Source organism: Streptomyces sp. NPDC028314 (assembly GCF_055565795.1).
The window spans coordinates 401,132-422,277 of the sequence record NZ_JBVHTP010000004.1; the positions used below are offsets into that span (position 1 = coordinate 401,132).

At 72.6% G+C, this 21,146-nt stretch carries 18 protein-coding genes, 2 tRNA genes and 1 pseudogene; 18 read left to right on the forward strand and 3 right to left on the reverse strand.

Annotated features, from left to right (window positions below; genetic code table 11):
- The first annotated feature begins 89 nt into the window (after positions 1-89).
- The 3 genes from ACZ4TG_RS12710 (at position 90) to ACZ4TG_RS12720 (ending at position 3,282) form a co-directional block, all read left to right on the forward strand.
- Complete coding sequence (locus tag ACZ4TG_RS12710; RefSeq protein WP_468161959.1) at positions 90-1,373, forward strand: glutamate-5-semialdehyde dehydrogenase; 1,284 nt, start codon at positions 90-92, stop codon at positions 1,371-1,373.
- A 77-nt stretch (positions 1,374-1,450) separates the two neighbouring features.
- Positions 1,451-2,005, forward strand: coding sequence for an SCO2584 family spore wall biosynthesis protein (locus ACZ4TG_RS12715; protein WP_468161960.1), 555 nt, complete (start codon positions 1,451-1,453; stop codon positions 2,003-2,005).
- Positions 2,006-2,073: 68 nt separating this feature from the next.
- The gene (locus ACZ4TG_RS12720) at positions 2,074-3,282 is read left to right on the forward strand and encodes an SCO2583 family membrane protein (protein WP_468161961.1); all 1,209 of its coding nucleotides are present in this window, start codon (positions 2,074-2,076) and stop codon (positions 3,280-3,282) included.
- Here ACZ4TG_RS12720 and ACZ4TG_RS12725 read toward each other — a convergent pair.
- Positions 3,263-4,369 (reverse strand): M48 family metallopeptidase, encoded by a 1,107-nt coding sequence (locus ACZ4TG_RS12725; protein WP_468161962.1) that lies wholly within the window; start codon positions 4,367-4,369, stop codon positions 3,263-3,265. The two genes, ACZ4TG_RS12720 and ACZ4TG_RS12725, sit on opposite strands and share 20 nt — an antisense overlap.
- A gap of 141 nt (positions 4,370-4,510) precedes the next feature.
- Between ACZ4TG_RS12725 and ACZ4TG_RS12730 the strand changes: the two genes are divergently transcribed.
- The 14 genes and pseudogenes from ACZ4TG_RS12730 to ACZ4TG_RS12795 all read left to right on the forward strand — a co-directional run bounded on the left by ACZ4TG_RS12730 (position 4,511) and on the right by ACZ4TG_RS12795 (position 18,968).
- On the forward strand, positions 4,511-4,678 hold the full coding sequence (locus tag ACZ4TG_RS12730; RefSeq protein ID WP_168724275.1) for a hypothetical protein: 168 nt from the start codon (positions 4,511-4,513) through the stop codon (positions 4,676-4,678).
- 65 nt (positions 4,679-4,743) lie between these two features.
- Entirely contained in the window at positions 4,744-5,361 is a 618-nt protein-coding gene (nadD, locus tag ACZ4TG_RS12735) for a nicotinate-nucleotide adenylyltransferase (RefSeq protein WP_468161963.1), read from the forward strand.
- 29 nt (positions 5,362-5,390) lie between these two features.
- On the forward strand, positions 5,391-7,136 hold the full coding sequence (locus tag ACZ4TG_RS12740; RefSeq protein WP_468161964.1) for an LCP family protein: 1,746 nt from the start codon (positions 5,391-5,393) through the stop codon (positions 7,134-7,136).
- 128 nt (positions 7,137-7,264) lie between these two features.
- On the forward strand, positions 7,265-7,711 hold the full coding sequence (gene rsfS, locus ACZ4TG_RS12745; RefSeq protein WP_468161965.1) for a ribosome silencing factor: 447 nt from the start codon (positions 7,265-7,267) through the stop codon (positions 7,709-7,711).
- A 74-nt stretch (positions 7,712-7,785) separates the two neighbouring features.
- Positions 7,786-8,406 carry a histidine phosphatase family protein gene (locus ACZ4TG_RS12750; RefSeq protein WP_468162115.1) on the forward strand — a complete coding sequence of 207 codons (621 nt, stop codon included), beginning with the start codon at positions 7,786-7,788 and terminating at the stop codon, positions 8,404-8,406.
- Between the two features lie 112 nt (positions 8,407-8,518).
- Positions 8,519-8,591, forward strand: a tRNA-Ala gene (locus ACZ4TG_RS12755).
- A 143-nt stretch (positions 8,592-8,734) separates the two neighbouring features.
- Positions 8,735-8,968 carry a hypothetical protein gene (locus ACZ4TG_RS12760; protein ID WP_008738908.1) on the forward strand — a complete coding sequence of 78 codons (234 nt, stop codon included), beginning with the start codon at positions 8,735-8,737 and terminating at the stop codon, positions 8,966-8,968.
- A gap of 166 nt (positions 8,969-9,134) precedes the next feature.
- Positions 9,135-9,207: transfer RNA gene (locus tag ACZ4TG_RS12765), tRNA-Ala, on the forward strand.
- Positions 9,208-9,463: 256 nt separating this feature from the next.
- Positions 9,464-12,334 (forward strand): leucine--tRNA ligase, encoded by a 2,871-nt coding sequence (gene leuS / locus ACZ4TG_RS12770; protein ID WP_468161966.1) that lies wholly within the window; start codon positions 9,464-9,466, stop codon positions 12,332-12,334.
- Positions 12,335-12,479: 145 nt separating this feature from the next.
- Positions 12,480-13,277 carry a hypothetical protein gene (locus ACZ4TG_RS12775; RefSeq protein ID WP_468161967.1) on the forward strand — a complete coding sequence of 266 codons (798 nt, stop codon included), beginning with the start codon at positions 12,480-12,482 and terminating at the stop codon, positions 13,275-13,277.
- A 145-nt stretch (positions 13,278-13,422) separates the two neighbouring features.
- Positions 13,423-14,268 carry a DegV family protein gene (locus ACZ4TG_RS12780; RefSeq protein ID WP_468161968.1) on the forward strand — a complete coding sequence of 282 codons (846 nt, stop codon included), beginning with the start codon at positions 13,423-13,425 and terminating at the stop codon, positions 14,266-14,268.
- 491 nt (positions 14,269-14,759) lie between these two features.
- The gene (locus ACZ4TG_RS12785; RefSeq protein ID WP_468161970.1) at positions 14,760-15,458 is read left to right on the forward strand and encodes a ComEA family DNA-binding protein; all 699 of its coding nucleotides are present in this window, start codon (positions 14,760-14,762) and stop codon (positions 15,456-15,458) included.
- A gap of 98 nt (positions 15,459-15,556) precedes the next feature.
- Positions 15,557-17,965 (forward strand): annotated as a pseudogene (locus tag ACZ4TG_RS12790) (ComEC/Rec2 family competence protein); the annotation flags it as partial.
- A 121-nt stretch (positions 17,966-18,086) separates the two neighbouring features.
- Positions 18,087-18,968, forward strand: coding sequence for a YceI family protein (locus tag ACZ4TG_RS12795; RefSeq protein WP_468161971.1), 882 nt, complete (start codon positions 18,087-18,089; stop codon positions 18,966-18,968).
- Between the two features lie 17 nt (positions 18,969-18,985).
- Here the strand turns inward: ACZ4TG_RS12795 and ACZ4TG_RS12800 are convergent, their stop codons facing one another.
- A complete protein-coding gene (locus ACZ4TG_RS12800) occupies positions 18,986-19,228 on the reverse strand; it encodes a hypothetical protein (RefSeq protein WP_468161972.1) in 243 nt (80 codons plus the stop codon).
- A 121-nt stretch (positions 19,229-19,349) separates the two neighbouring features.
- Between ACZ4TG_RS12800 and holA the strand changes: the two genes are divergently transcribed.
- On the forward strand, positions 19,350-20,342 hold the full coding sequence (gene holA / locus ACZ4TG_RS12805; RefSeq protein ID WP_468161973.1) for a DNA polymerase III subunit delta: 993 nt from the start codon (positions 19,350-19,352) through the stop codon (positions 20,340-20,342).
- 333 nt (positions 20,343-20,675) lie between these two features.
- On the opposite strand, the gene ACZ4TG_RS12810 is transcribed toward holA, so the two are convergent.
- Positions 20,676-21,125: a protein-tyrosine phosphatase family protein gene (locus ACZ4TG_RS12810; RefSeq protein ID WP_468161974.1), complete on the reverse strand. Its 450-nt coding sequence runs from the start codon at positions 21,123-21,125 to the stop codon at positions 20,676-20,678.
- Positions 21,126-21,146 lie beyond the last annotated feature (21 nt).

A 21,146-nucleotide genomic window follows, 5' to 3' on the forward strand; every position in this document is an offset into this window, starting at 1 on the left:
CTGCGGGTGGGGGAGGGCTCCGCGCAGCGGGGTGTCTCGGGGGGTGGAACCCCCTCGGGGCCGGGGCGGGAGGGGCTTACCCTGGCGGCATGACCTCGCTCGACGACGCCACCGCCACCTCGCCCGTTCTCGCCACCGCGCAAGCCGCCCGGACGGCGGCCGCGGCCATCGCCCCGCTCCCGCGGTCCGCCAAGGACACGGCCCTGCTGGCCATCGCGGACGCGCTGGAGGCCCGTACGGCCGAGATCGTCGAGGCCAACGCCGTCGACACCGGCAAGGCCCGCGAGGCCGGCACGAGCGAGACCGTGATCGACCGCCTCACCCTCACCCCGGAGCGGGTCCGCGCCATCGCCTCCGACGTCCGCGACGTCGCCGCCCTGCCCGACCCCGTCGGCGAGGTCGTCCGCGGCTCGACCCTCCCCAACGGCATCGACCTGCGCCAGATCCGGGTCCCGCTCGGTGTAGTCGGCATCATCTACGAGGCCCGCCCCAACGTCACCGTCGACGCCGCCGCGCTCTGCCTCAAGTCCGGCAACGCCGTTCTCCTGCGCGGCAGTTCCTCCGCCTACGCCTCGAACGCGGCCCTCGTCGCCATCCTCCGCGACGCCATCGAGTCCGCCGGGCTGCCCGCCGACGCGATCCAGCTCGTCCCCGGCGAGTCCCGCGACTCCGTCCGCGAGCTGATGCGCGCCCGCGGCCTGGTCGACGTACTGATCCCGCGCGGCGGAGCCTCCCTGATCAAGACCGTCGTCGAGGAGTCCATCGTCCCGGTCATCGAGACCGGTACCGGCAATTGCCACGTCTACGTCGACGCCCAGGCCGATCTCGGCATGGCCGTGGACATCCTCATCAACTCCAAGGCGCAGCGGCCCTCCGTCTGCAACTCCGCCGAGACCCTCCTGGTCCACCGGGACATCGCCGCGGCCTTCCTGCCGCTGGCCCTGGACGCGCTCGCGGACGCCGGGGTGACCGTCCACGGTGACGGCGAGGTGCTCGCCTACGCCGAAGGGACCAAGGTCACCGCGCTGCCCGCCACCGACGAGGACTGGGCCGCCGAGTACCTCTCCTACGACATCGCCGCCGCCGTCGTGGACTCCCTCGACGACGCCGTCACCCACATCCGCCGCTGGACCTCCGGACACACCGAGGCGATCGTCACCACCTCGCAGGCCGCCGCGCGCCGGTTCACCCAGCTGGTCGATTCGACCACTGTGGCGGTGAACGCATCCACCCGGTTCACGGACGGTGGCCAGTTCGGCTTCGGCGCGGAGATCGGGATCTCCACCCAGAAGCTGCACGCCCGGGGCCCGATGGGCCTTCCCGAGCTCACCTCCACCAAGTACATCGTCACCGGTGACGGTCACGTTCGGTAGTCGGCCCCCGGACGTGGTGTGGCCGGATTTCGGCGCACACCCTGCCCAAAGCGGCCCCCCAGGTCTACGCTGGTCCCGTGCCGGACGACGTGGGGGGCAAGCCGTTCCCGGACGACGGGGAGCCCGACGACGACCGCGGAGGCGCGGATCAGGACTTCGCCTCCGTGGTGTTCGACGAGGCCTTCGTCCGGAACGCCGAGATCCATGAACCGAGCGCGGCCGAGCGCCAGCGGGCCGCCGACCGGGCGCGCGCCGAGGCCGAGGCCGCCCGTGTCGCGGGCGGCTGGACCGCCGACGACGACTACGACGGTTACGGCTACGGCCATCCCGACGGGTACGGCATCGACGAACCCGGCTGGGAACAGGGCCACTACGGCTACGGCTACGCGGAAGGCCCCTACGGCGCCTACGGCGGCAGCCTGCGTCCCTACCGCGGCCGGGCCCCCTGGCTGCGCCCCGTCGCCTGGGTGCTCGCCTTCGTGATGGGCCTCGGCATGATCGCGCTCGCCTTCAGCGCCGTCTACCGCAGCGCCTCGGGCGGCTCCGAGCCCGCTCCGGCACCGGCCAGCACCCCGCTGCGCGAAGTCACGGGCGCCGGAGCGTTTACGTACCCCGCGGGCCGCCAACCCTGAAGGTACGACCCCACTCGCGTTCTTCGGAGCCGGGGGCTTCTCTGAAGCGGGGACAGCGGGGAGAAGCGATGGCCGTTCCAGGAGATCCACCCAACGGCACCCCCGAGAACATCGGCGGTGGCGACGACGAGTTCCGCACCGACGAGTACCGCTCGGTGGTCTTCGACGAGGACTTCGTGCGGGCTGCCCGGCTCCAGGAGTACTCCGCCGAGGAACGCATGGGCGAGCACGCCCGGGCCGTACGCAGCCGTTCCATCTGGTCGGGCGGTGGCGGATCGGGGCACCGCACCGGGGCCCCGGGCCGGGGTGCCCGGCAGGGCATGCTGCTCGTGCTGCTCATCGCCACGGCCTTCGCGGCCGCCGTCTACATGGGCCTGCGCAACCCGTACGTACCCCGGGCGGGCGGCGCCGCCGAACCGCTCAGCAGCACCGTCGTCCCGCTCGCACCGGCCGCCGCCGTGCCCGGCGGGCGCCCGGCCGACCTGATCGCGAACAGCCCGGCGGCCGAGTACCGCGTCGGGGCCGCCGGGATCACCCTGCCGGCCGTACGCCGCACCCACCACTTCACCGAGAGCCAGATCATCTCCGCGCTGTCCGTCGCCAAGGACTACCTGGTGCAGTCCTCGCTGGACCCGGACGTGCTGGCCGGCAGCGCCTCGCGGCCCGTCCGGGTCCTGCTCGACCCCGACCAGCTGGCGCAGTTCGACCGGAGCATGACGGCGCCGGCCGGAGACGGCCGGCACGCGGCCACCGGCTGGCTGGTCCGCTTCGACCCCGGCACCGCCCTGGCCGAGTCCAGGGTCCGGGTGAGCGGCACCCTGAACTACCAGGAGGTGACCCCCGACGTACTGGAGGTGACCACCGACCACACCTTCGTGTACGTCGTGCGCCCGGCGGCCGGACAGCCCTCCGCGGCCGACGGGGCCTCGCTCTTCACCGTCCGCCGCGAGCTGCGGCTGCGCTTCGACCGCGACGACCTCACGGCCCGCCGGGCGGAGCTGGTCTCGGCCTACGTGATGGCCGGGCCGCAGGACTGCTCCGCCGACCCGGCGCCGGGCTTCCGCCCGCTGCCGGCCGGGGCCGGACCGACCACCGTCGGCCCGGCCGCGAGCGACCCGTACGCCAGCGGCCACCCGAGGCGGACCGCCGGGCTGTGCGGCGTCCTGGCACCGGCCACGGGCCCGCCGGCGACCCCCATGCCCCCGGAGCCCCCGGTGGAGCCCGCGACGCCCCCGCTGGAGCCCGCGCCGGGCGTCGTCAGTCCTGCTGCCCCGTAGCGCCGCCCCGGGCGTCCTTGCCCTCGCCGGCGCCGCCCGCGGTTCCGCTGCCCGGTGCACCGCCCCCGGCTCCCGTGAACCGGTCGCGGAGCTTGCCGCCCAGGTCGCCCGCTCCGCCGGCGATGTCGCCCACCAGCTTCATCAGCGGGTCCTTGCTGGTGCGCACCGAATCGGCGTAGTGCGAGGCGGACTGCCGGAAGGAGTCGCTCACCGAGGTGTCCTTGTCCTCGTCCCGCCGCGGGTAGTGGCCGTCCATGATCCGCTGGTAGTCGCGGTGCTGCGACCACTTCTTCAGCTCGGCGGCGCGGACCGTGGTGAAGGGGTGCGTACGCGGCAGCATGTTGAGGATCTTGAGCACGGAGTCGCGCAGATCACCGCTCGCCTCGTACTCCTCGGCCTGGGCCAGGAAGGCGTCCACATTCATCTCGTGGAGGTGGTTGCCGCCCGCGATCTTCATCAGCCCGCGCATCGAGGCGTTCACGTCCTGCCCCACCAGCAGCCCGGCCCGGTCCGCCGAGAGCTCCGACTTGCGGAACCACTCGCGCAGCGCGGTGACCAGCGCCATGATCGCCACATTGCCCAGCGGGATCCACGCCACCTTCAGCGCCAGATTCGTCAGGAACAGCAGGATCGTGCGGTACACGGCGTGCCCGGACAGCGCGTGGCCCACCTCGTGGCCCACCACAGCCCGCATTTCCTCCTCGTCGAGCAGCTCCACCAGGGCCGTCGTCACCACGATGATCGGCTCGTCCAGCCCGATGCACATGGCATTGGGCTTCGGATCCTGCTGCACGTACATCTGCGGGACCTTCTCCAGGTCCAGGATGTAACAGGCGTCGCGGAGCATCTCGTGCAGATGCGGGAACTGGGTCTCGCCCACGCGCACCGACTCCGACAGGAACAGCAGCCTCAGGCTGCGCTCCGGCAGCAGCCCGCTCAGCGCCTTGAACACCGTGTCGAAGCCGCTCAGCTTGCGCAGCGCGACCAGCGCCGAGCGGTCCGCCGGATGTTCGTACGCCCGCGAGGAAATACCGGGGAACCTCCTGCGGTTCCGCGCCGGTACCTTCTCGAAACCCGTGTCCGTCATAGCGCCCTCCCCCTTGATCGACCTGTCCGCTTCTGCGTCTATCCTCTCCAACGCCTGAGTCGGCATGAGCGTGCCCCAGGCCCCCGCATACGATGTGAGCGAAGTCTCCGCTCGCTCCCCGACTCGATAGGTACCTGCCTGATGAGCCTCTCCACCACCGCCCACAACCTGGTCGTTCTCGCCTCGGAGGGTGCCGAGCAGCACGGCGGCAACCACGACAGCCTGAGCCCGTACCTGACCGGTGGCGGCGCGTTGTTCATCCTGCTGCTGATGCTGTGGGTGACCACGCGCCTGAACCGCGACCGCTAGAGCGCTCGCGCAGGCGCTCGAATGCGGGTCCTCACCGCTCCACCGGGCCAGTAGGCTCTGCGCTCATGGGAGAGCAGGAAATGCCTACCGGTCCGGTCAAGCGCCGGCTCGGCGTGATGGGCGGGACATTCGACCCGATCCACCACGGACACCTGGTGGCCGCCAGCGAAGTGGCCGCGCTGTTCCACCTCGACGAGGTGGTGTTCGTACCGACGGGCCAGCCGTGGCAGAAGTCGCAGAGGGCCGTGTCGCCCGCCGAGGACCGCTACCTCATGACGGTCATCGCGACGGCCTCGAACCCCCAGTTCTCGGTCAGCCGCATCGACATCGACCGGGGCGGTGCGACGTACACGATCGACACCCTGCGGGACCTCAAGGCGCTGAACGACGACGCCGACCTGTTCTTCATCACCGGCGCCGACGCCCTCGCGCAGATCCTCACCTGGCGCAACGCCGAGGAGCTCTTCTCGCTCGCGCACTTCATCGGAGTGACCCGGCCGGGCCACGTGCTCACCGACGACGGCCTGCCGGAGGGCGGCGTCTCCCTCGTGGAGGTGCCCGCGCTGGCGATCTCGTCCACGGACTGCCGTGCGCGGGTCGCCCAGGGGGATCCTGTCTGGTACCTGGTACCGGACGGTGTCGTGCGCTACATCGACAAGCGTGAGCTGTATCGGGGAGCCTGAGCTTCCGCTTCGGAGAGAGGGGCCCCGCGGTGAACGACCGACAGGATCCGCACGACCGGTACGATCCGCACGCAGCCCAGGAGCAGCAGCTCATCGGCTACGACGCGTACGGGCAGCCGGTGTACGGCCAGGCGCCCGCGCAGTCCGCCGCCACGGCTCCTCAGTACGGACAGCAGCCCGCTCCCTCGTACGAACAGCAGCAGTACGACCAGCAGTACGACCAGCAGTACGGCTACGACTACCAGGCGTACGGCCAGCAGCCCCAGCAGCAGTACTACCCGCAGCAGCAGGCCGCCCCGGGCTACCCGCAGCAGGACTACGGCCAGGACCAGTACGCCCCCGCCGCGGCCCCCGGGTACGGGTACGACACGCAGCAGACCCAGCAGTGGATCCCGCAGCAGACCGCCCCGCAGGCGCCGCCGGCCCCCGCACCGGAACCCGAGCCGGCCCCGGAACCCCGTACGGCACAGGTCCCCGAGCCGCGCAGGCCCGACGACGGCTCCGAGGCGGGCCGCGACTACCGCACCGAGATGTTCGCCTTCATCGACCAGCCGGACGAGGAGTCCGAGGACGTCATCGACTGGCTCGCCTTCACCGAGAGCCGCACCGAGCGCCGCGAGGAGATCCGCCGCCGCGGCCGCAACAGGGTGGTCGCGCTGATCGTTGTCCTCGCCCTGTTCGTCGTCGGCGGCCTCGGCTACCTCTGGTACGCAGGCAAGCTGCCCTTCCTCGACGGCCCGGGTACGAAGAAGAGCCCCGCGTCCGCCGCCGGCGCGCAGAAGCGCGACATGATCGTCGTGCACGTCCTCAACACCAAGAAGGGCGGCACCTCGACGGCGCTGCTCGTCGACAACGTCACCACCGAGCAGGGCGCCACCGTCCTGCTGCCGAACACCCTCGGCGTCCCCAAGGCGGACGGCACGGGCACGGCCCTCGGCAAGTCCGTCGAGGAGGGCGGGCTCGGCACCCGCGAGGCCCTCGACTCCGTCCTGGGCACCCACATCGGCGGCACGTGGCGCCTGGACACCCCCTTCCTGGAAAGCCTGGTCGAGCTGGTCGGCGGCATCGAGGCCGACACCGACACCGCCGTCCCGGCCGACGACCAGGCCAAGACCCCGGCCGTGGGCCAGGGCCCCAAGCAGAGCCTCAACGGCGCGATGGCCGTCGCGTACGCCACCCACCGGGGGCAGGGCGAGCCGGAGGCCAAGCAGCTGGAGCGCCTCGGCAAGGTGCTGTACGCCGTCCTGCGCAAGATCCCGAGCGACCCGAAGGCGGCGGCCACCACGATCGACAGCATGGGCCAGATCCTGGACCCGGCGCTGAACGCACAGAACCTCGGCGGCCTGCTCTCGCGGATCGGAGCGCACGCCAAGGTGGGCGCCTACCGCACCGACGTGCTCGGGGTGAAGCCCGACGGCGGCCTCACGGACGAGGCCAACAAGAAGGTCGTCAACGAGGTCCTCGGCGGCTCCTTCACCGCGGCGCAGCCCGGCGCCAGCCCCCGCGTCGGCCTCAAGGACGCCACCGGGGACGAGAAGACGCAGCTCGCGGCGAAGGCCGTGCTGCTGAACGGCGGCTACACCTTCGTCGACGGCGGCAAGGCCGACAAGACGGCGGCGGCCTCGCAGATCACGTACCAGGACGACGCCCAGCGGGACCGGGCCGTCGAGGTGGCCAAGACGCTGGGGCTGCCGGAGACCGCCGTCAAGAAGGCGGAGAACGTCGTGAACGCCGACGTCGTGGTGGTCCTCGGCAAGGACTACAAGGCGTCCTGAGGCCCCGGAGAGGGCCGGGAGACGTCCCTGAGCTGTGATTTCGCCCGCGCGGAACGTTCCGCGCGGGCGGTGTCGGCGGTACATGAGACCCTTGTAAGGATCTGCCCGCCAACCCGAAAGCATGGCCAGTGACCGCCACGGACCGCTCCATCGAGCTCATCACCGCCGCCGCCCAGGCCGCGGCCGACCGGCTCGCGCACGACATCATCGCGTACGACGTCAGCGACGTGCTGTCGATCACCGACGCCTTCCTGCTCGCCTCCGCGCCCAACGACCGTCAGGTCAAGTCGATCGTCGACGAGATCGAGGAGCGCCTGCTCAAGGAGCTCGGCGCCAAGCCGGTGCGCCGTGAGGGCGACCGCGACGCCCGCTGGATCCTGCTCGACTACGTCGACATCGTCGTGCACGTCCAGCACAGCGAGGAGCGTGTCTTCTACGCGCTGGAGCGCCTGTGGAAGGACTGCCCCGAGATCGAGCTTCCCGAGGACGCCAAGCTCACCATCGGCAAGGCCGAGGAGCACGCCAAGCTGCGCGCGACGGCCGGTGACGACGAACTGGACGGTGATCTGTTCTGAGCGCGACCGACACGGGCACGACCGCATCGGCCGGGGCGGCCGGGTCGTCCGGCTCCGGCAGGACCGGCAGGAAGATCGTCCTCTGGCGGCACGGCCAGACCTCGTGGAACCTGGAGCGCCGCTTCCAGGGGTCCACGGACATCGAGCTGACCGAGACGGGTGTGGCGCAGGCGCGCCGCGCCGCACGGCTGCTCGCCTCGCTGAAGCCGGACGCCATCGTGGCCTCCGACCTTCTGCGGGCCTCCGCCACGGCGGCCGAGCTGGCCGCGATCACGGGCCTCCCGGTGCTGCACGACGCGGCGCTGCGCGAGACGTACGCGGGCGAGTGGCAGGGCCTCACGCACGACGAGATCCTTGGGAAGTACGGCGAGCAGTACGCGGCGTGGAAGCGCGGCGAGGCCGTCCGCCGCGGCGGCGGTGAGCTGGAGACCGAGGTCGCCGACCGGGCCGCGCCGCTGGTGCTGAGCCACGCCGACCGGTTGCCGGAAGGCGGCACGCTGGTGGTGGTCAGCCACGGCGGGACCATCCGTACGACCATCGGCCGCCTGCTGGGCCTGGACTCGTACCACTGGGAGGGTCTCGGCGGGCTCTCCAACTGCTGCTGGTCCGTCCTCGGCGAAGGCGCGCGCGGCTGGCGTCTGATGGAGCACAACGCCGGCACGCTGCCGGAACCGGTGCTCGGCGACGACGACTGAGCGCTGCTCGCGGAGGCTCCCACCCGGATTTCACTTTCCGGCTGGTCACAGGCTAGAGTTCTTCTTGTTCGCAGCGCAGAACACCGGAAACGGGGGGAGCGTCGCGGAGAGCGGGGCTATAGCTCAGTTGGTAGAGCGCCTGCATGGCATGCAGGAGGTCAGGAGTTCAATTCTCCTTAGCTCCACAGTGAAGGATCCCGTCCCCAACAGGGGGCGGGATCCTTGCGTTTGTCCCCTCTGTGCTTGCTGACCTGGCCCGTACCGGCATGGCAGAATCGGACGGCCGGAGGGGACACTACGGCCCGATGCGGGAGGGAGTCGCTGACGGATGGGTGCACACCGGCGGCGGTGCGACTGGTGCAACAACGGCACGCCGATCGTGCGGGACATGGACCCGGTCAATCCCGACTACCAGTACTGGTGCGAGGAATGCGCCCGGGCGCTGATCATAAAAGGCGACCCGATCGAGACCTACCGCGAACTGGAAGGGGAGCCGATCTACGGCCGGCTGCTCGACGAGCACTGCACGCTCAAGCGGTTCTACCAGTTCGCGAGGGCGTGACGGCCGCGCCGACCGCGACAACGGCGAGAGCGTGACGGATCGGGTGTTTTCGGACATGGCCCCGGAGTCGGTGAAACCGATTTTTGGACCAGGGCCATGACCGTGTAATGTTTGGGACGTCGCCAAGGGGAACCGGCAAGGGAAACCGAAGCGGCAGGCAGAACAAGGGGCTATAGCTCAGTTGGTAGAGCGCCTGCATGGCATGCAGGAGGTCAGGAGTTCAATTCTCCTTAGCTCCACAGTGAAGAAGCGGGCCACCCGGATCGGGTGGCCCGCTTCTCGTCGTGCCCGGACCGTGGAACGACCGAGCGCCCCTGGGGGCCGCTGCGGTACCCTGACGCCATGCGTGCCGTACGCCTTCTGCTTACCGAGCCGCGCTGATCAGTACCGACCCTTCGAGACGGTCGGCATCGGCGCGGCGCCCCCTCCTGTGCGAGGGGTTTTTTCGTTTGGGCAGCAGAGACGGCAGAGACGATCGATGGAGCTTCAGAAATCATGAGCGAGACGAACACCCCGGCCCCCGAGGCGGCCGAGGCGCACCGCTACACGGCTGCCATGGCCGCCGACATCGAGGCACGCTGGCAGGACGTATGGGACGCGCAGGGCACGTACGAGGCCCCCAACCCCACCGGTGACCTGGCAGGGGACGCGGCGGTCGTCGCGCGTCCCAAGAAGTTCATCATGGACATGTTCCCGTACCCGTCCGGCGCGGGGCTGCACGTCGGCCACCCGCTCGGGTACATCGCCACCGACGTGTACGCGCGCCACCAGCGGATGACCGGCCACAACGTCCTGCACACCCTGGGCTTCGACGCCTTCGGCCTGCCGGCCGAGCAGTACGCCGTGCAGACCGGCACGCACCCGCGGGTCTCGACCGAGGCCAACATCGAGAACATGAAGGTCCAGCTGCGCCGGCTGGGTCTGGGCCACGACCGCCGCCGCTCGTTCGCGACGATCGACCCGGACTACTACAAGTGGACCCAGTGGATCTTCCTGCAGATCTACAACTCCTGGTACGACGCCGACGCGAAGAAGGCCCGCCCGATCGCCGAGCTGGTCGCCTCCTTCGAGGACGGCTCCCGCGAGGTGCCCGGCGGCCGCGCCTGGGCCGGCCTGACCGCCGGCGAGCGCGCGGACGTCCTGAACGACTTCCGGCTGGCCTACGCCTCCGACGCGCCCGTGAACTGGTGCCCCGGGCTGGGCACCGTACTGGCCAACGAGGAGGTCACCGCGGACGGCCGGTCCGAGCGCGGCAACTTCCCCGTCTTCAAGTCCAAGCTGAGCCAGTGGAACATGCGGATCACGGCCTTCGCCGACCGCCTGCTGGACGACCTGGACGCGCTGGACTGGCCCGAGGCCATCAAGCTGCAGCAGCGCAACTGGATCGGCCGCAGCGAGGGCGCGCGCGTCGACTTCGCGGTCGGCGACGACGCCATCACGGTGTTCACCACCCGTCCCGACACGCTGTTCGGCGCCACGTACATGGTGCTGGCGCCCGAGCACGAACTGGTCGAGAAGATCGTCCCGGCCGAGTGGCCCGAGGGCACCCGCCAGGTGTGGACCGGCGGAGCCGCGACCCCCGGCGAGGCCGTCGACGCGTACCGCAAGCAGGCCGCCTCCAAGTCGGACGTCGAGCGCCAGGCGGAAGCCAAGGACAAGACCGGCGTCTTCACCGGTGCGTTCGCGATCAACCCCGTCAGCGGCGAGCCGGTCCCGGTCTTCATCGCCGACTACGTCCTGATGGGCTACGGCACCGGCGCGATCATGGCCGTCCCCGCGCACGACACCCGCGACTTCGCGTTCGCGCAGGCCTTCGAGCTGCCGATGCGCTGCGTCGTGGCGCCCTCCGACGACCGCGACGCCGACCCGGCGGAGTGGGACGACGCCTTCTCCTCGTACGACGGCACGATCGTCAACTCGACGGGCGACGGCATCTCCCTGGACGGCCTGGGCGTCGTCGAGGCCAAGGCCGCGATCACCGACTGGCTGACCGGGCGGGGCATCGGCGAGGGAACCGTCAACTTCCGGCTGCGCGACTGGCTGTTCAGCCGCCAGCGCTACTGGGGAGAGCCCTTCCCGGTCGTCTACGACGAGGACGGCGTCGCGCACCCGCTGCCCGAGTCGATGCTGCCCCTGGAACTGCCGGAGGTCGAGGACTACTCCCCGCGCACCTTCGAGCCCGACGACGCCACGTCGAAGCCGGAGACCCCGCTGTCGCGCAACGAGGCGTGGGTCAACGTGGAGCTGGACCTGGGCCGCGGCGAGGGCGTCAAGCGCTACCGCCGCGAGACCAACACCATGCCGAACTGGGCCGGTTCCTGCTGGTACGAGCTGCGCTACCTGGACCCGACCAACTCCGAGGCGCTGGTCGACCCGGCGGTCGAGCAGTACTGGATGGGCCCCAGCGAGAACGCCCCGCACGGCGGCGTCGACCTGTACGTCGGCGGCGCCGAGCACGCGGTGCTGCACCTGCTGTACGCGCGCTTCTGGTCGAAGATCCTGTTCGACCTGGGCCACGTCTCCTCGGCCGAGCCGTTCCACAAGCTGTTCAACCAGGGCATGATCCAGGCGTACGCGTACACCGACGCGCGCGGCGTCTACGTCCCGGCGGCCGAGGTCGAGGAGCGCGACGGCGGGTACTTCTACCAGGGCGAACCCGTCAAGCGCGAGCACGGCAAGATGGGCAAGTCCCTGAAGAACGCCGTCACGCCCGACGAGATCTGCGAGGAGTACGGCGCGGACACCCTGCGCCTGTACGAGATGGCGATGGGCCCGCTGGACGTCTCCCGGCCGTGGGACACCCGCGCCGTGGTCGGCCAGTACCGCCTGCTGCAGCGCCTGTGGCGCAATGTGGTGGACGAGGAGACGGGCGCGGTCACGGTCGTCGACGCGGAGCCCGCCGAGGACACCCTGCGGGCGCTGCACAAGGCGATCGACGGAGTCGGCGCGGACCTGGCCGGCCTGCGCTTCAACACCGCCATCGCGAAGATCACCGAGCTGAACAACGCCCTGACGAAGGCGGGCCGCCCGCTGGAGCGCTCCGTCGCCGAGCGGCTGGTGCTGCTGGTGGCGCCGCTGGCGCCGCACATCGCGGAGGAGCTGTGGCACCGGCTGGGCCACAGCGACTCGGTGGTCCACCAGGACTTCCCGGTGGCCGACCCGGCGTACGTCGTGGACGAGACCGTGACCTGCGTCGTGCAGGTCAAGGGCAAGGTCAAGGCGCGCCTGGAGGTGCCGCCGACGATCTCGGACACCGAGCTGGAGCAGCTGGCCGTGACCGACGAGGCCGTCGTCGCGGCGCTGGGCGGCGCGGAGATCCGCAAGGTGATCGTGCGCGCGCCGAAGCTGGTGAACATCGTCATCTGACGCGGCCCGCCCGGCGTGGGCGCTGCCTGGGGGCTCCGACTAGGGGTGTTCCCGTACGGGCAGGTTGGGGGTTCGATTGGAACCCCCGGCCTGCCCGTGGCGTTTACGGTGGAGGGGACGGAAGAAGCAGGGGAAAGGGAACCTCATGGAGGCGGGCGCAGTGCTCATCATCTTGGCCCTGTTCATGCTGTTCGCCTTCCTGGGGCTGGGTGCCTGGGCCACGGTGAAGGCGGTCGGCGCGGCGAAACGAGGCGTGGACCGGACGATCACGCAGGCCCGGCGGACCGTGGAGGACACCACCTTGAAGGCCAAGAGCCTCGGCCAGGTGGGCGTCCCGGCGGCGCTGGCACAGCTGCGGCTGGACCTGCGGACCTCGATGCGGGCCACGCAGCAGGCGCTGTACCGGGGAGTGCAGGAGGACGGCTCGCTCAGGGAGTCGATCGCGCTGTTCGAGCGTCTCAGTGCCCACGGGTACGAGCTGGACGACGAGCTGAAGCGGCTGGAGCAGGAGCCGGACCGCAAGCGGATCGCCGAGCGCCTTCCCGAGCTGCGGGAGCGCACCGCCAAGATCACCCAGTCCGCGGACTCGCTGCGGTGGGCCGCGCGTGACCGCGCGCGCCGGTTCGCGGAGGACGACCTCTCCGCCCTGTCGGCACAGATCGAGGTCGAGTCGGGGGCGCTGCGGGACTGGTCCCGCGAGTCGGTGGACGACCTGACGGCCGCCGCCGCGGCCTGGGACGCGGCTGAGGCGCGCTCCGCGAAGCCGACCGGGCCGTCGGCTGCCGCGGAGGCGCCGCCGGCCTCGGGGGCGCCGGCTTCGGGGGCGCCGGCTTCGGGGGCGCCGGCTTCGGGGCCGGCCGCCGAGCCGGCGGCGCTGAACCCGGCAGCACGGGCGGAGCGGTATCCCTGGCAGAAGACGGCCAGGCCGGAGCCCACCACCTGAGTCGGGGCGTGGCGGGGCGGAGCGTGGCGGGGCGGGGTCGCCGGTCGGGGGCCGCACCGCAGATCGGGGCCGCAGGTCCACCCGCAAGGGCCTGACACGGGCCCCAGGCTGCCGGAGTGCCTGCTCTGGCGGTAACCTCCGGCTCATGTCCCGCCATGTCGCGATCGTCACCGATTCCACGGCCTACCTGCCTCAAGCGGCGATGGCGCGGCACGGGATCACCTCCGTCCCCCTGACCGTGGTGCTCGGCGACGAGGCACTGGAGGAGGGCACCGAGATCTCGGCCCGCAGCCTCGCCCAGGCCCTGCAGAAGCGCCGCTCGGTCACCACGTCCCGCCCCAGCCCGGAGGAGTTCGTCCGGGCCTACCGGGCGGCCGCGGACGCCGGGGCGACCGGCATCGTCAGCCTGCACCTCTCCGCCGAGTTCTCCGGTACCTACGACGCGGCCGTGGTCGCCGCCAAGACCGCACCCGTGCCCGTGCGCGTCGTCGACACCGGCATGGTCGCGATGGCCCTCGGCTTCTGCGCACTGGCCGCCGCCGAGGTGTCCGAAGCCGGGGGGACCGCCGACGAGGCCGTGGCCGCCGCCGAGAAGCGGGCCGCGGAGATGTCGGCCTACTTCTACGTGGACACCCTCGACTACCTCCGCCGCGGCGGCCGGATCGGGGCCGCGCAGGCGCTCCTGGGATCGGCCCTCGCCGTCAAACCGCTGCTCACGCTGGACGGAGGGCGGATCGAGATGCTGGAGAAGGTGCGCACGGCGTCCAAGGCCATCGCGCGCCTGGAGGAGCTGGCCGTCGAGCGGGCGGGTTCCGGCAGCGTCGATGTGGCGGTGCACCACCTGGCGGCGCCGGAGCGGGCCGAGAAGCTGGCGCAGCGGCTCCGGGAACGGATCCCCGGGCTGGTCGAGCTGCACGTCAGCGAGGTCGGGGCGGTGATCGGCGCGCACACCGGGCCGGGGCTGCTGGCGGCGGTCGTCTCGCCGCGCTGATCACCGGAACGAGTGGCGGGGTTATCCACAACGGGCCGTTCATCCACCGGAATTGATGCCTCCGAACGGGGATCGGGGGAGGCCCATACCGTCATGGCATGACTACTCGAACGCGAACGCGAACGCGAACTCGAACGCGAAGTTGGATCCCGGCTCCGACTCCGACTCGGACTCGGACTCGGACTCGGACCCTGACTGGGACTGCTGGCGGGCCCGGCCGGGCCCGGGGTTCCGACGGCCGCTTCCGGCATCGGGCCGACGGCAGGCTCCGGGACCGGCGGCGACCGCAGCCGGATCCTGTGGTCGTGCGGCGCCGGGCCGAAGCGATCCTGACGGCTCCGCCTGATGGGGTGGTGTCGGGGCCGGGGCCGGTGGCGGAATTACCACCGGACTTGGGGGTGGTGCCGGTTCCGGAGCCGGTGGTGGCGTCGTTGGCGGGGCTTTCTTCGCGGTCTGTGGTGGGGGGCCAAGCGAGGGTCGGGCTCGGGGGCGTGGACGAGGCCCCGGAGGAGCCCTTGGAGGGGCCGGCTGACGGGGTGGCCGGGGTCGTCGGCGGGCTGGAGGGGCGGGACGCGCGGCGGCTCGCGGTGCGGGAGCGGTTGCCGGGGTGGCTCCAGGCGCGGTGCGCGGTGGAGCCGAGGACGCTGGCCGCCGTGGCGGTGGTGCTGGTCGCGGCGGTCGGCTTCGCCGCCCAGCAGTACTGGTCGGCCAGGCCGCGTCCGGTGACGGCGCCCGCCGTGGTGGCTCCGGCTCCGGCGCCCTCCGCGGCAGCGGGTGCCGCCCGGGTGGTGGTGGACGTCAGCGGCAAGGTCCGGGATCCGGGAGTGCGGCGGCTGCCCCAGGGATCCCGGGTGGAGGACGCGCTGGCTGCCGCCGGGGGAGTGCGGCCGGGCACCGACACCTCCGGGCTCAACCGGGCCCGGGTGCTGGTGGACGGCGAACAGGTGGTGGTGGGCGTTCCGGCGCAGCCGCCGCCGGGCGGTGGGGGACCGGGTCCCGGTCCGCTGAGCCTCGGCAGTGCCACGGTCGCGCAGCTGGACGGGCTGCCCGGGGTCGGGCCGGTGCTCGCGCAGCACATCGTCGACTTCCGCACGGCGCGCGGCGGCTTCCGCTCCGTGGAGGAACTCCGGCAGGTCAACGGCATCGGTGAGCGGCGGTTCTCCGACCTGCGTGCGCTGGTCCGGCCGTGACCGGGCGCGAGGGGGCCGGGCGCGAGGGGGCCGGGCGGCTGGGGTCGGGGCGCGAGGGGGCTGGGGTTGTGGTGTCGGGGCCTGAGGGGGTTGGGCGGCTGGGGTCCGGGCTGGTCGTGGGTCTGCGGTCCGTGGAGTCCGGGCCGGTGGATCTTCGGTTGGTGGGGCCGGCCGGGGCCGCGTGGGCGGCGGCTGCCGTCGCGCTCGGGGTGCCGGGCGGGTGGACCGTCGCCGGGGTGGGCCTGGCGGTGGCCGGTGCGGGGTTGCTGCTGGCGGCCGGGTGGAGGCGCCCGGAGCGGCTGTGGGGGGTCGGCACGGCCGTGGCCGCCGCCCTGCTGTGCGCGGCCGCCGGGGCCGGGGTGGCAGGGCTCCAGCGCGCCGAGGCGCGGGCCGGGCCCGTGGTGGGGCTGGCCGGGGAGCACGGCCGGGTCTCGGTGGAGCTCACCGTCGGCTCGGACCCCCGGACCGTCCGCAGCGGGAGCGGGCCGCCCGCCGTGGCGCTGGACGCGGTGGTGACCCGGGTGACCGGCCCCGGGGGTGTGCCGACCCGCGTGCAGACACCGGTCCGGGTACTGGCCGGGCACCCGGGCTGGGCCCGGCTGCTGCCCTCGACCCGGGTCGAGGTGGAGGCCCGGCTGGCGCCGGCCCGGGAAGGGGAGCGGGCTGTGGCACTGCTCCGACCGGCCGGTGACATCCCGCCGAGGGTGACCGGCGGCCCGGATGCCGCGCAGCGGGTCGCCGGGGCCCTGCGGGCGGGGCTGCGGGAGGCCACCGAGGGGCTGGCGCCCGATGCCAGGGCGCTGCTGCCCGGCCTGGTGGTCGGGGACACCTCCCGGGTGCCGTCCGACCTGCACGAGGCCTTCCGGGCCACCGATCTGCTGCATCTGCTGGCCGTCTCCGGATCGAACCTGACGGTGGTGCTGTTCCTGCTCATCGGGCCCCCGGCCGGCGCGCAGCGTGCGGAGCGGCGGGGGCTGGCGCCCCGGCTCGGGCTGTCGTTGAGGGCGACGGCCCTCTGCGGGGCGGCCCTGACCCTGGGGTTCGTCGTGGTGTGCCGGCCGGAGCCGAGCGTGCTGCGGGCCGCGGCCTGCGGAGCCGTCACCCTGCTGGCCATCGCCACCGGGCGGCGCAGGTCGTTGATCCCGGCCCTCGCGGGCGCCGTCCTGCTGCTGTTGCTGTACGACCCCTGGCTGTCCCGCAGCTACGGGTTCCTGCTCTCGGTGCTGGCCACCGGGGCTCTGCTGACGCTCGGGCCCCGGTGGAGCGAAGCGCTTCAACGGCGCGGGGTGCGGGCCGGGATCGCCGATGCGGTCGGGGCGGCTGCCGCTGCCCAGGCGGTGTGCGCGCCGGTGGTCGCCGTGCTCTCCGCCCGGGTGAGCCTGGTGGCGGTGCCGTGCAACCTGCTGGCGGAGCTGGCGGCGGGTCCGGCCACGGTGCTCGGCTTCGCGACGCTCGCGGCGGCCCCGGTCTGGATGCCCGCCGCGGAGCTGCTCGCCTGGTGCGCGGGGGTGCCCGCCGGGTGGATCGCCGCGGTGGCGCGGGCCGGGGCGGGGCTGCCGGGCGCGGAGCTGCCCTGGCCCGACGGGTTGTTCGGCGGGCTGCTGCTGGCCGCCGCCACCCTGGCCGTGGTGGGGCTGTGCATCAGGTGGGGGCGCCGGCGGTGGCTCTGCTCCGCCCTGGCCGTGCTGCTGCTCCTCGCCGTGGTGCGGCCGCCACTGCTCATCCGTACATTCAAAAGCTGGCCCCCGCCCGACTGGACGTACGTCCAGTGCGCGGTCGGCCAGGGGGACGCCGCCGTGCTCGCCGTGAGCCCCGGTACGGCCGTGGTCGTCGACGCCGGACCGGACCCCGGGCCGGTGGACGACTGCCTGCGCACCCTGGGTGTGAGCAGGATCCCACTGCTGTTGCTGACGCACTTTCACGCCGACCATGTGGGCGGAATCTCAGGGGTGCTGCGGGGGCGCACCGTGGGTGTGATTCAGACCACCACCTTGAACGAACCTGCGGCGCAGGCCGAGTTCGTGCGCCGGACCGCCGCGGCCGCCGGGGTGCCCGTCGTCACCGCCGCGCCGGGGGAGCGGCGGCGGGCCGGTCCGCTGGACTGGCAGGTGCTGTGGCCGGCCGCCGGTGGTCCGCCGCCCGAGGGGCCCAACGACGCGAGCGTGGCCCTGTTGGTACGTACCTCCGGAGTGACCCTGCTCCTGCTGGGAGACCTTGAACCACCCGCCCAGCAAGCTCTTTTGAGGGATCATCCGGAGCTGGGTCCGGTGGACGTCCTCAAGGTCGCCCACCACGGCTCCGCGCACCAGGACCCGGGGCTCCAGGACCGGGTCCGGCCCCGGATCGCGATTGTGCCCGTAGGTACAAAAAACCGCTACGGACACCCCGCGCCCGATACGCTCGCGCGGCTGCGGTCGACGGGAGCGACCGTGCTGCGGACCGATACCGACGGGTCGGTGGCGGTCTCCGGGAGCGGCCCGCGGATGCGGGCATTTCCGGCCGGACGGCGTCGGAAGCGGCGCGGGCATACCGGGCGCAGCCACTCTGTTTGCCCGCAACCCGACAGCATGATCGAATGCGTCTTCGCCAGAGCGGTCCAAGTCCACACAGCACGGGGGTGCATCAACCATGTTCGGTCGCCGACGGGGGTTGGAAACGGCCGGAAGTGCCGGCTCACAGACGTCCGCCACGCTCACCCTGCCGGCCACGGCGCGGCTGTTGAGCTGTCGCGTTCTCGACACGGTCCATCAGCCCATCAGGCAGGCGAAGTTCGAGGTCACCGACCCGATCGGCCGACGGGTCGTCAGCGGGGAGACCGACCCGTACGGCGGGTTCACCGCGGCCATGCCGGAGGGCGAGTACCGGCTCTCCGTCACCGCCGAGGGGTACGCGCCCTTCCACGGGGCCACGCTGGTGGGGGACCCGGCGCAGCCCGGCACCGCGGAGATCCTGCTGGACGCCGTGGAGCCGCCGCTGTTGCCGGCGCCCGGCCACTGGGAGCTCGATCCGACGCACTCGTCGATCGGTTTCACGGCCCGGCACATCGGCTTCGCCCGGATCCACGGCCGGTTCAGCACCTTCGCGGGGGCGGTGCGGATAGCCGAGCGCATGGAGGACTCCTCCATGCACGTGATCATCGACGCGGCGAGCATCGACACCGGACTGCGGATGCGGGACGACCACCTGCGCTCCGCCGACTTCCTGGACGCGGCCCGGTACCCGACGGTGGAGTTCTACAGCGAGCGGTTCATCCACCGCAGCGGCAGCCGCTGGGCGGTCGCGGGCGCGCTGACCCTGCACGGGGTGAGCCGCACCGTCACCCTGGACACCCAGTACCTGGGCCACGGCACGGGGCTGGAGGGCGAACCCCGGGCGGCGTGCCGGGCCACGGCCGAACTGCAGCGCGAGGACTTCACGCTGAACTGGCAGTCGATGCTGGCCCAGGGGATCGCCGCGATCGGTTCGAGCGTGGAAGTGGAGCTGGACGTCCAGATCGTGCACAAGGCGTAGGGCCCGGACGGCGGGGCTCAGGGAGCCTCCAGCCAGCCTTCGTACTCGGCGGCGAGGTCGTCCAGTCCGGTCGCGTCGAACCGCTCGTCCGGGTCTTCGACGACCACCAGCCACTGGGCGTCCTCGGCGTCGTCCTCACCGGCGAGGGCGTCGCGCACGAGTTGGGGTTCCTCGGGCAGCCCGAAGCGGTCCACGAGTTCCTGCGCCACTTCCTCGGCGGTGTCGCGGTCGGGCAGGACGAGTACATGTCGCACGTTCACCCGACCATTCTCAGGTATGTGGTGAGAGGGGCCGGGGCGAGGGGGACCGCGGCCGGGGGGACTGCGGCTGGGGGGACTGCGGCGCGGGGGACTGTCGGTGCGGCGTGGGATGCTGGAGGCGATGGCCACCAGGAAGAACTCCACCGACGATCCGCTCGCCCCGCTCACCCTCGCGGTGGGGCAGGAGGATCTGCTGCTCGACCGTGCCGTGCGGGAAGTGGTGACGGCGGCCCGTGCCGTCGATGCCGACACCGACGTGCGGGACCTAGCCTCCGAGCAGCTGCAGCCCGGCACGCTCGCCGAGCTGACCAGTCCCTCGCTCTTCTCCGAGCGCAAGGTCCTGGTCGTGCGCAACGCGCAGGACCTGTCCGCCGACACGGTGAAGGAGGTCAAGGCGTACCTCGCGGCGCCCTACGAGGAGATCATCCTCGTCCTCCTCCACGCCGGCGGCGTCAAGGGCAAGGGGCTGCTGGACGCGGCGCGCAAGGCGGGTGCGCGGGAGATCGCCTGCCCGAAGATGACGAAGGCCGCGGACCGGCTGTCGTTCGTGCGGGGGGAGTTCCGCACGCTGGGGCGTTCGGCCACCCCCGAGGCCTGCCAGACCCTGGTCGACGCGATCGGCAGCGACCTGCGGGAGCTGGCGAGTGCCGCGGCGCAGCTGTGCGCGGACGTCGAGGGCACGATCGACGAGGCCGTGGTCGGCCGTTACTACACCGGCCGGGCCGAGGCCTCCAGCTTCACGGTCGCCGACCGGGCCGTGGAGGGCCGGGCGGCCGAGGCCCTGGAAGCCCTGCGCTGGTCCCTGTCCACCGGGGTGGCCCCGGTCCTGATCACCAGCGCCCTGGCCCAGGCGGTCCGGGCGATCGGCAAACTGGCCTCCGCCCCGCGCGGGGCCCGCCCGGGGGACCTCGCCCGGGACCTGGGCATGCCGCCGTGGAAGATCGACCGGGTCCGGCAGCAGATGCGGGGCTGGTCGGCGGACGGCGTCGCGGACGCCCTGCGCGCGGTGGCCGCGGCCGACGCCGGTGTGAAGGGCGGCGGCGACGACCCCGAGTACGCACTGGAGAAGGCGGTGGTGGCGGTGGCCCGCGCCGCCCGCCCCAACCAGCGCTAGGCCGTCTCTTTCGGGTCTTGCCGGTGAAGCCCGCGTCCGTCCGGTGCCATGGGGTCTCCCCAGGCGGCCCGGAGGGCCGAGGGGAAGCCTCGCGAGGCGGAGGGCGCCTGCGTGCTGGACGTACCGGGGCGCCCCGACGACCGCGGCGCGGTGAGGGCCGGGCAGCGCGGGCCCTGGGGCACCTTCCGGGGGTAGTTGGGGGAGCGACTTCGGCGACAGGGCCTCGGCCGTGTCGTCGCAGCCCGGCTTGTCCGGTGCGGTGCGGTGCCGTGCGGTGCGGTGCATCGCCGTTGTCCGGCGGCCGCTGATTCGGGCCGAGTGGTACGGGACGGCCTACGCCGGGTGCCCGGGCGGGGGCTCGAAGCCGCGGACGTAGCGCTTCTGCCACGGGGTTTCCACGGCCCGGGGGTGGTAGTTCCGGCGCACGAAGTCCACCGCGTCGCCGGGCGGGACCCCGTCCAGGACGGCCAGGCAGGCCAGAGCCGTGCCCGTGCGGCCGCGTCCCCCGGCGCAGGCGATCTCGACGCGGTCGGTGGCGGCGCGCTCCCAGGCCCGGGCGAGGACGGCCCGGGCCTGGGGGCGGTCGGCGGGGAGGCGGAAGTCCGGCCAGCGCAGCCACTCGGCCTGCCAGGGGACGGCGGGCGGCCGCGCCCCGAGCAGGTACACGGCGTAGGCCGGCTCCGGCCCGGGCGGAAGGGGCCTGCGGAGCGCGCGGCCCCGCACCAGCCGCCCCGAGGGAAGCCCTAGGACACCCGCGTCGGTGGAGTTCCAGGTACCGGTCACCGACCCACCCTAGGCAGGCCC

What these genes read in the sequence shown, in the direction of transcription:
- ACZ4TG_RS12710 (WP_468161959.1), top strand. Translation starts at nt 90, where the DNA reads ATGACCTCGCTCGACGACGCCACCGCCACCTCGCCCGTTCTCGCCACC.
- ACZ4TG_RS12720 (WP_468161961.1), top strand. Translation starts at nt 2,074, where the DNA reads ATGGCCGTTCCAGGAGATCCACCCAACGGCACCCCCGAGAACATCGGC.
- ACZ4TG_RS12725 (WP_468161962.1), bottom strand. Translation starts at nt 4,369, where the DNA reads ATGACGGACACGGGTTTCGAGAAGGTACCGGCGCGGAACCGCAGGAGG.
- ACZ4TG_RS12730 (WP_168724275.1), top strand. Translation starts at nt 4,511, where the DNA reads ATGAGCCTCTCCACCACCGCCCACAACCTGGTCGTTCTCGCCTCGGAG.
- nadD (WP_468161963.1), top strand. Translation starts at nt 4,744, where the DNA reads ATGGGAGAGCAGGAAATGCCTACCGGTCCGGTCAAGCGCCGGCTCGGC.
- ACZ4TG_RS12760 (WP_008738908.1), top strand. Translation starts at nt 8,735, where the DNA reads ATGGGTGCACACCGGCGGCGGTGCGACTGGTGCAACAACGGCACGCCG.
- leuS (WP_468161966.1), top strand. Translation starts at nt 9,464, where the DNA reads ATGAGCGAGACGAACACCCCGGCCCCCGAGGCGGCCGAGGCGCACCGC.
- ACZ4TG_RS12775 (WP_468161967.1), top strand. Translation starts at nt 12,480, where the DNA reads ATGGAGGCGGGCGCAGTGCTCATCATCTTGGCCCTGTTCATGCTGTTC.
- ACZ4TG_RS12780 (WP_468161968.1), top strand. Translation starts at nt 13,423, where the DNA reads ATGTCCCGCCATGTCGCGATCGTCACCGATTCCACGGCCTACCTGCCT.
- ACZ4TG_RS12795 (WP_468161971.1), top strand. Translation starts at nt 18,087, where the DNA reads ATGTTCGGTCGCCGACGGGGGTTGGAAACGGCCGGAAGTGCCGGCTCA.
- holA (WP_468161973.1), top strand. Translation starts at nt 19,350, where the DNA reads ATGGCCACCAGGAAGAACTCCACCGACGATCCGCTCGCCCCGCTCACC.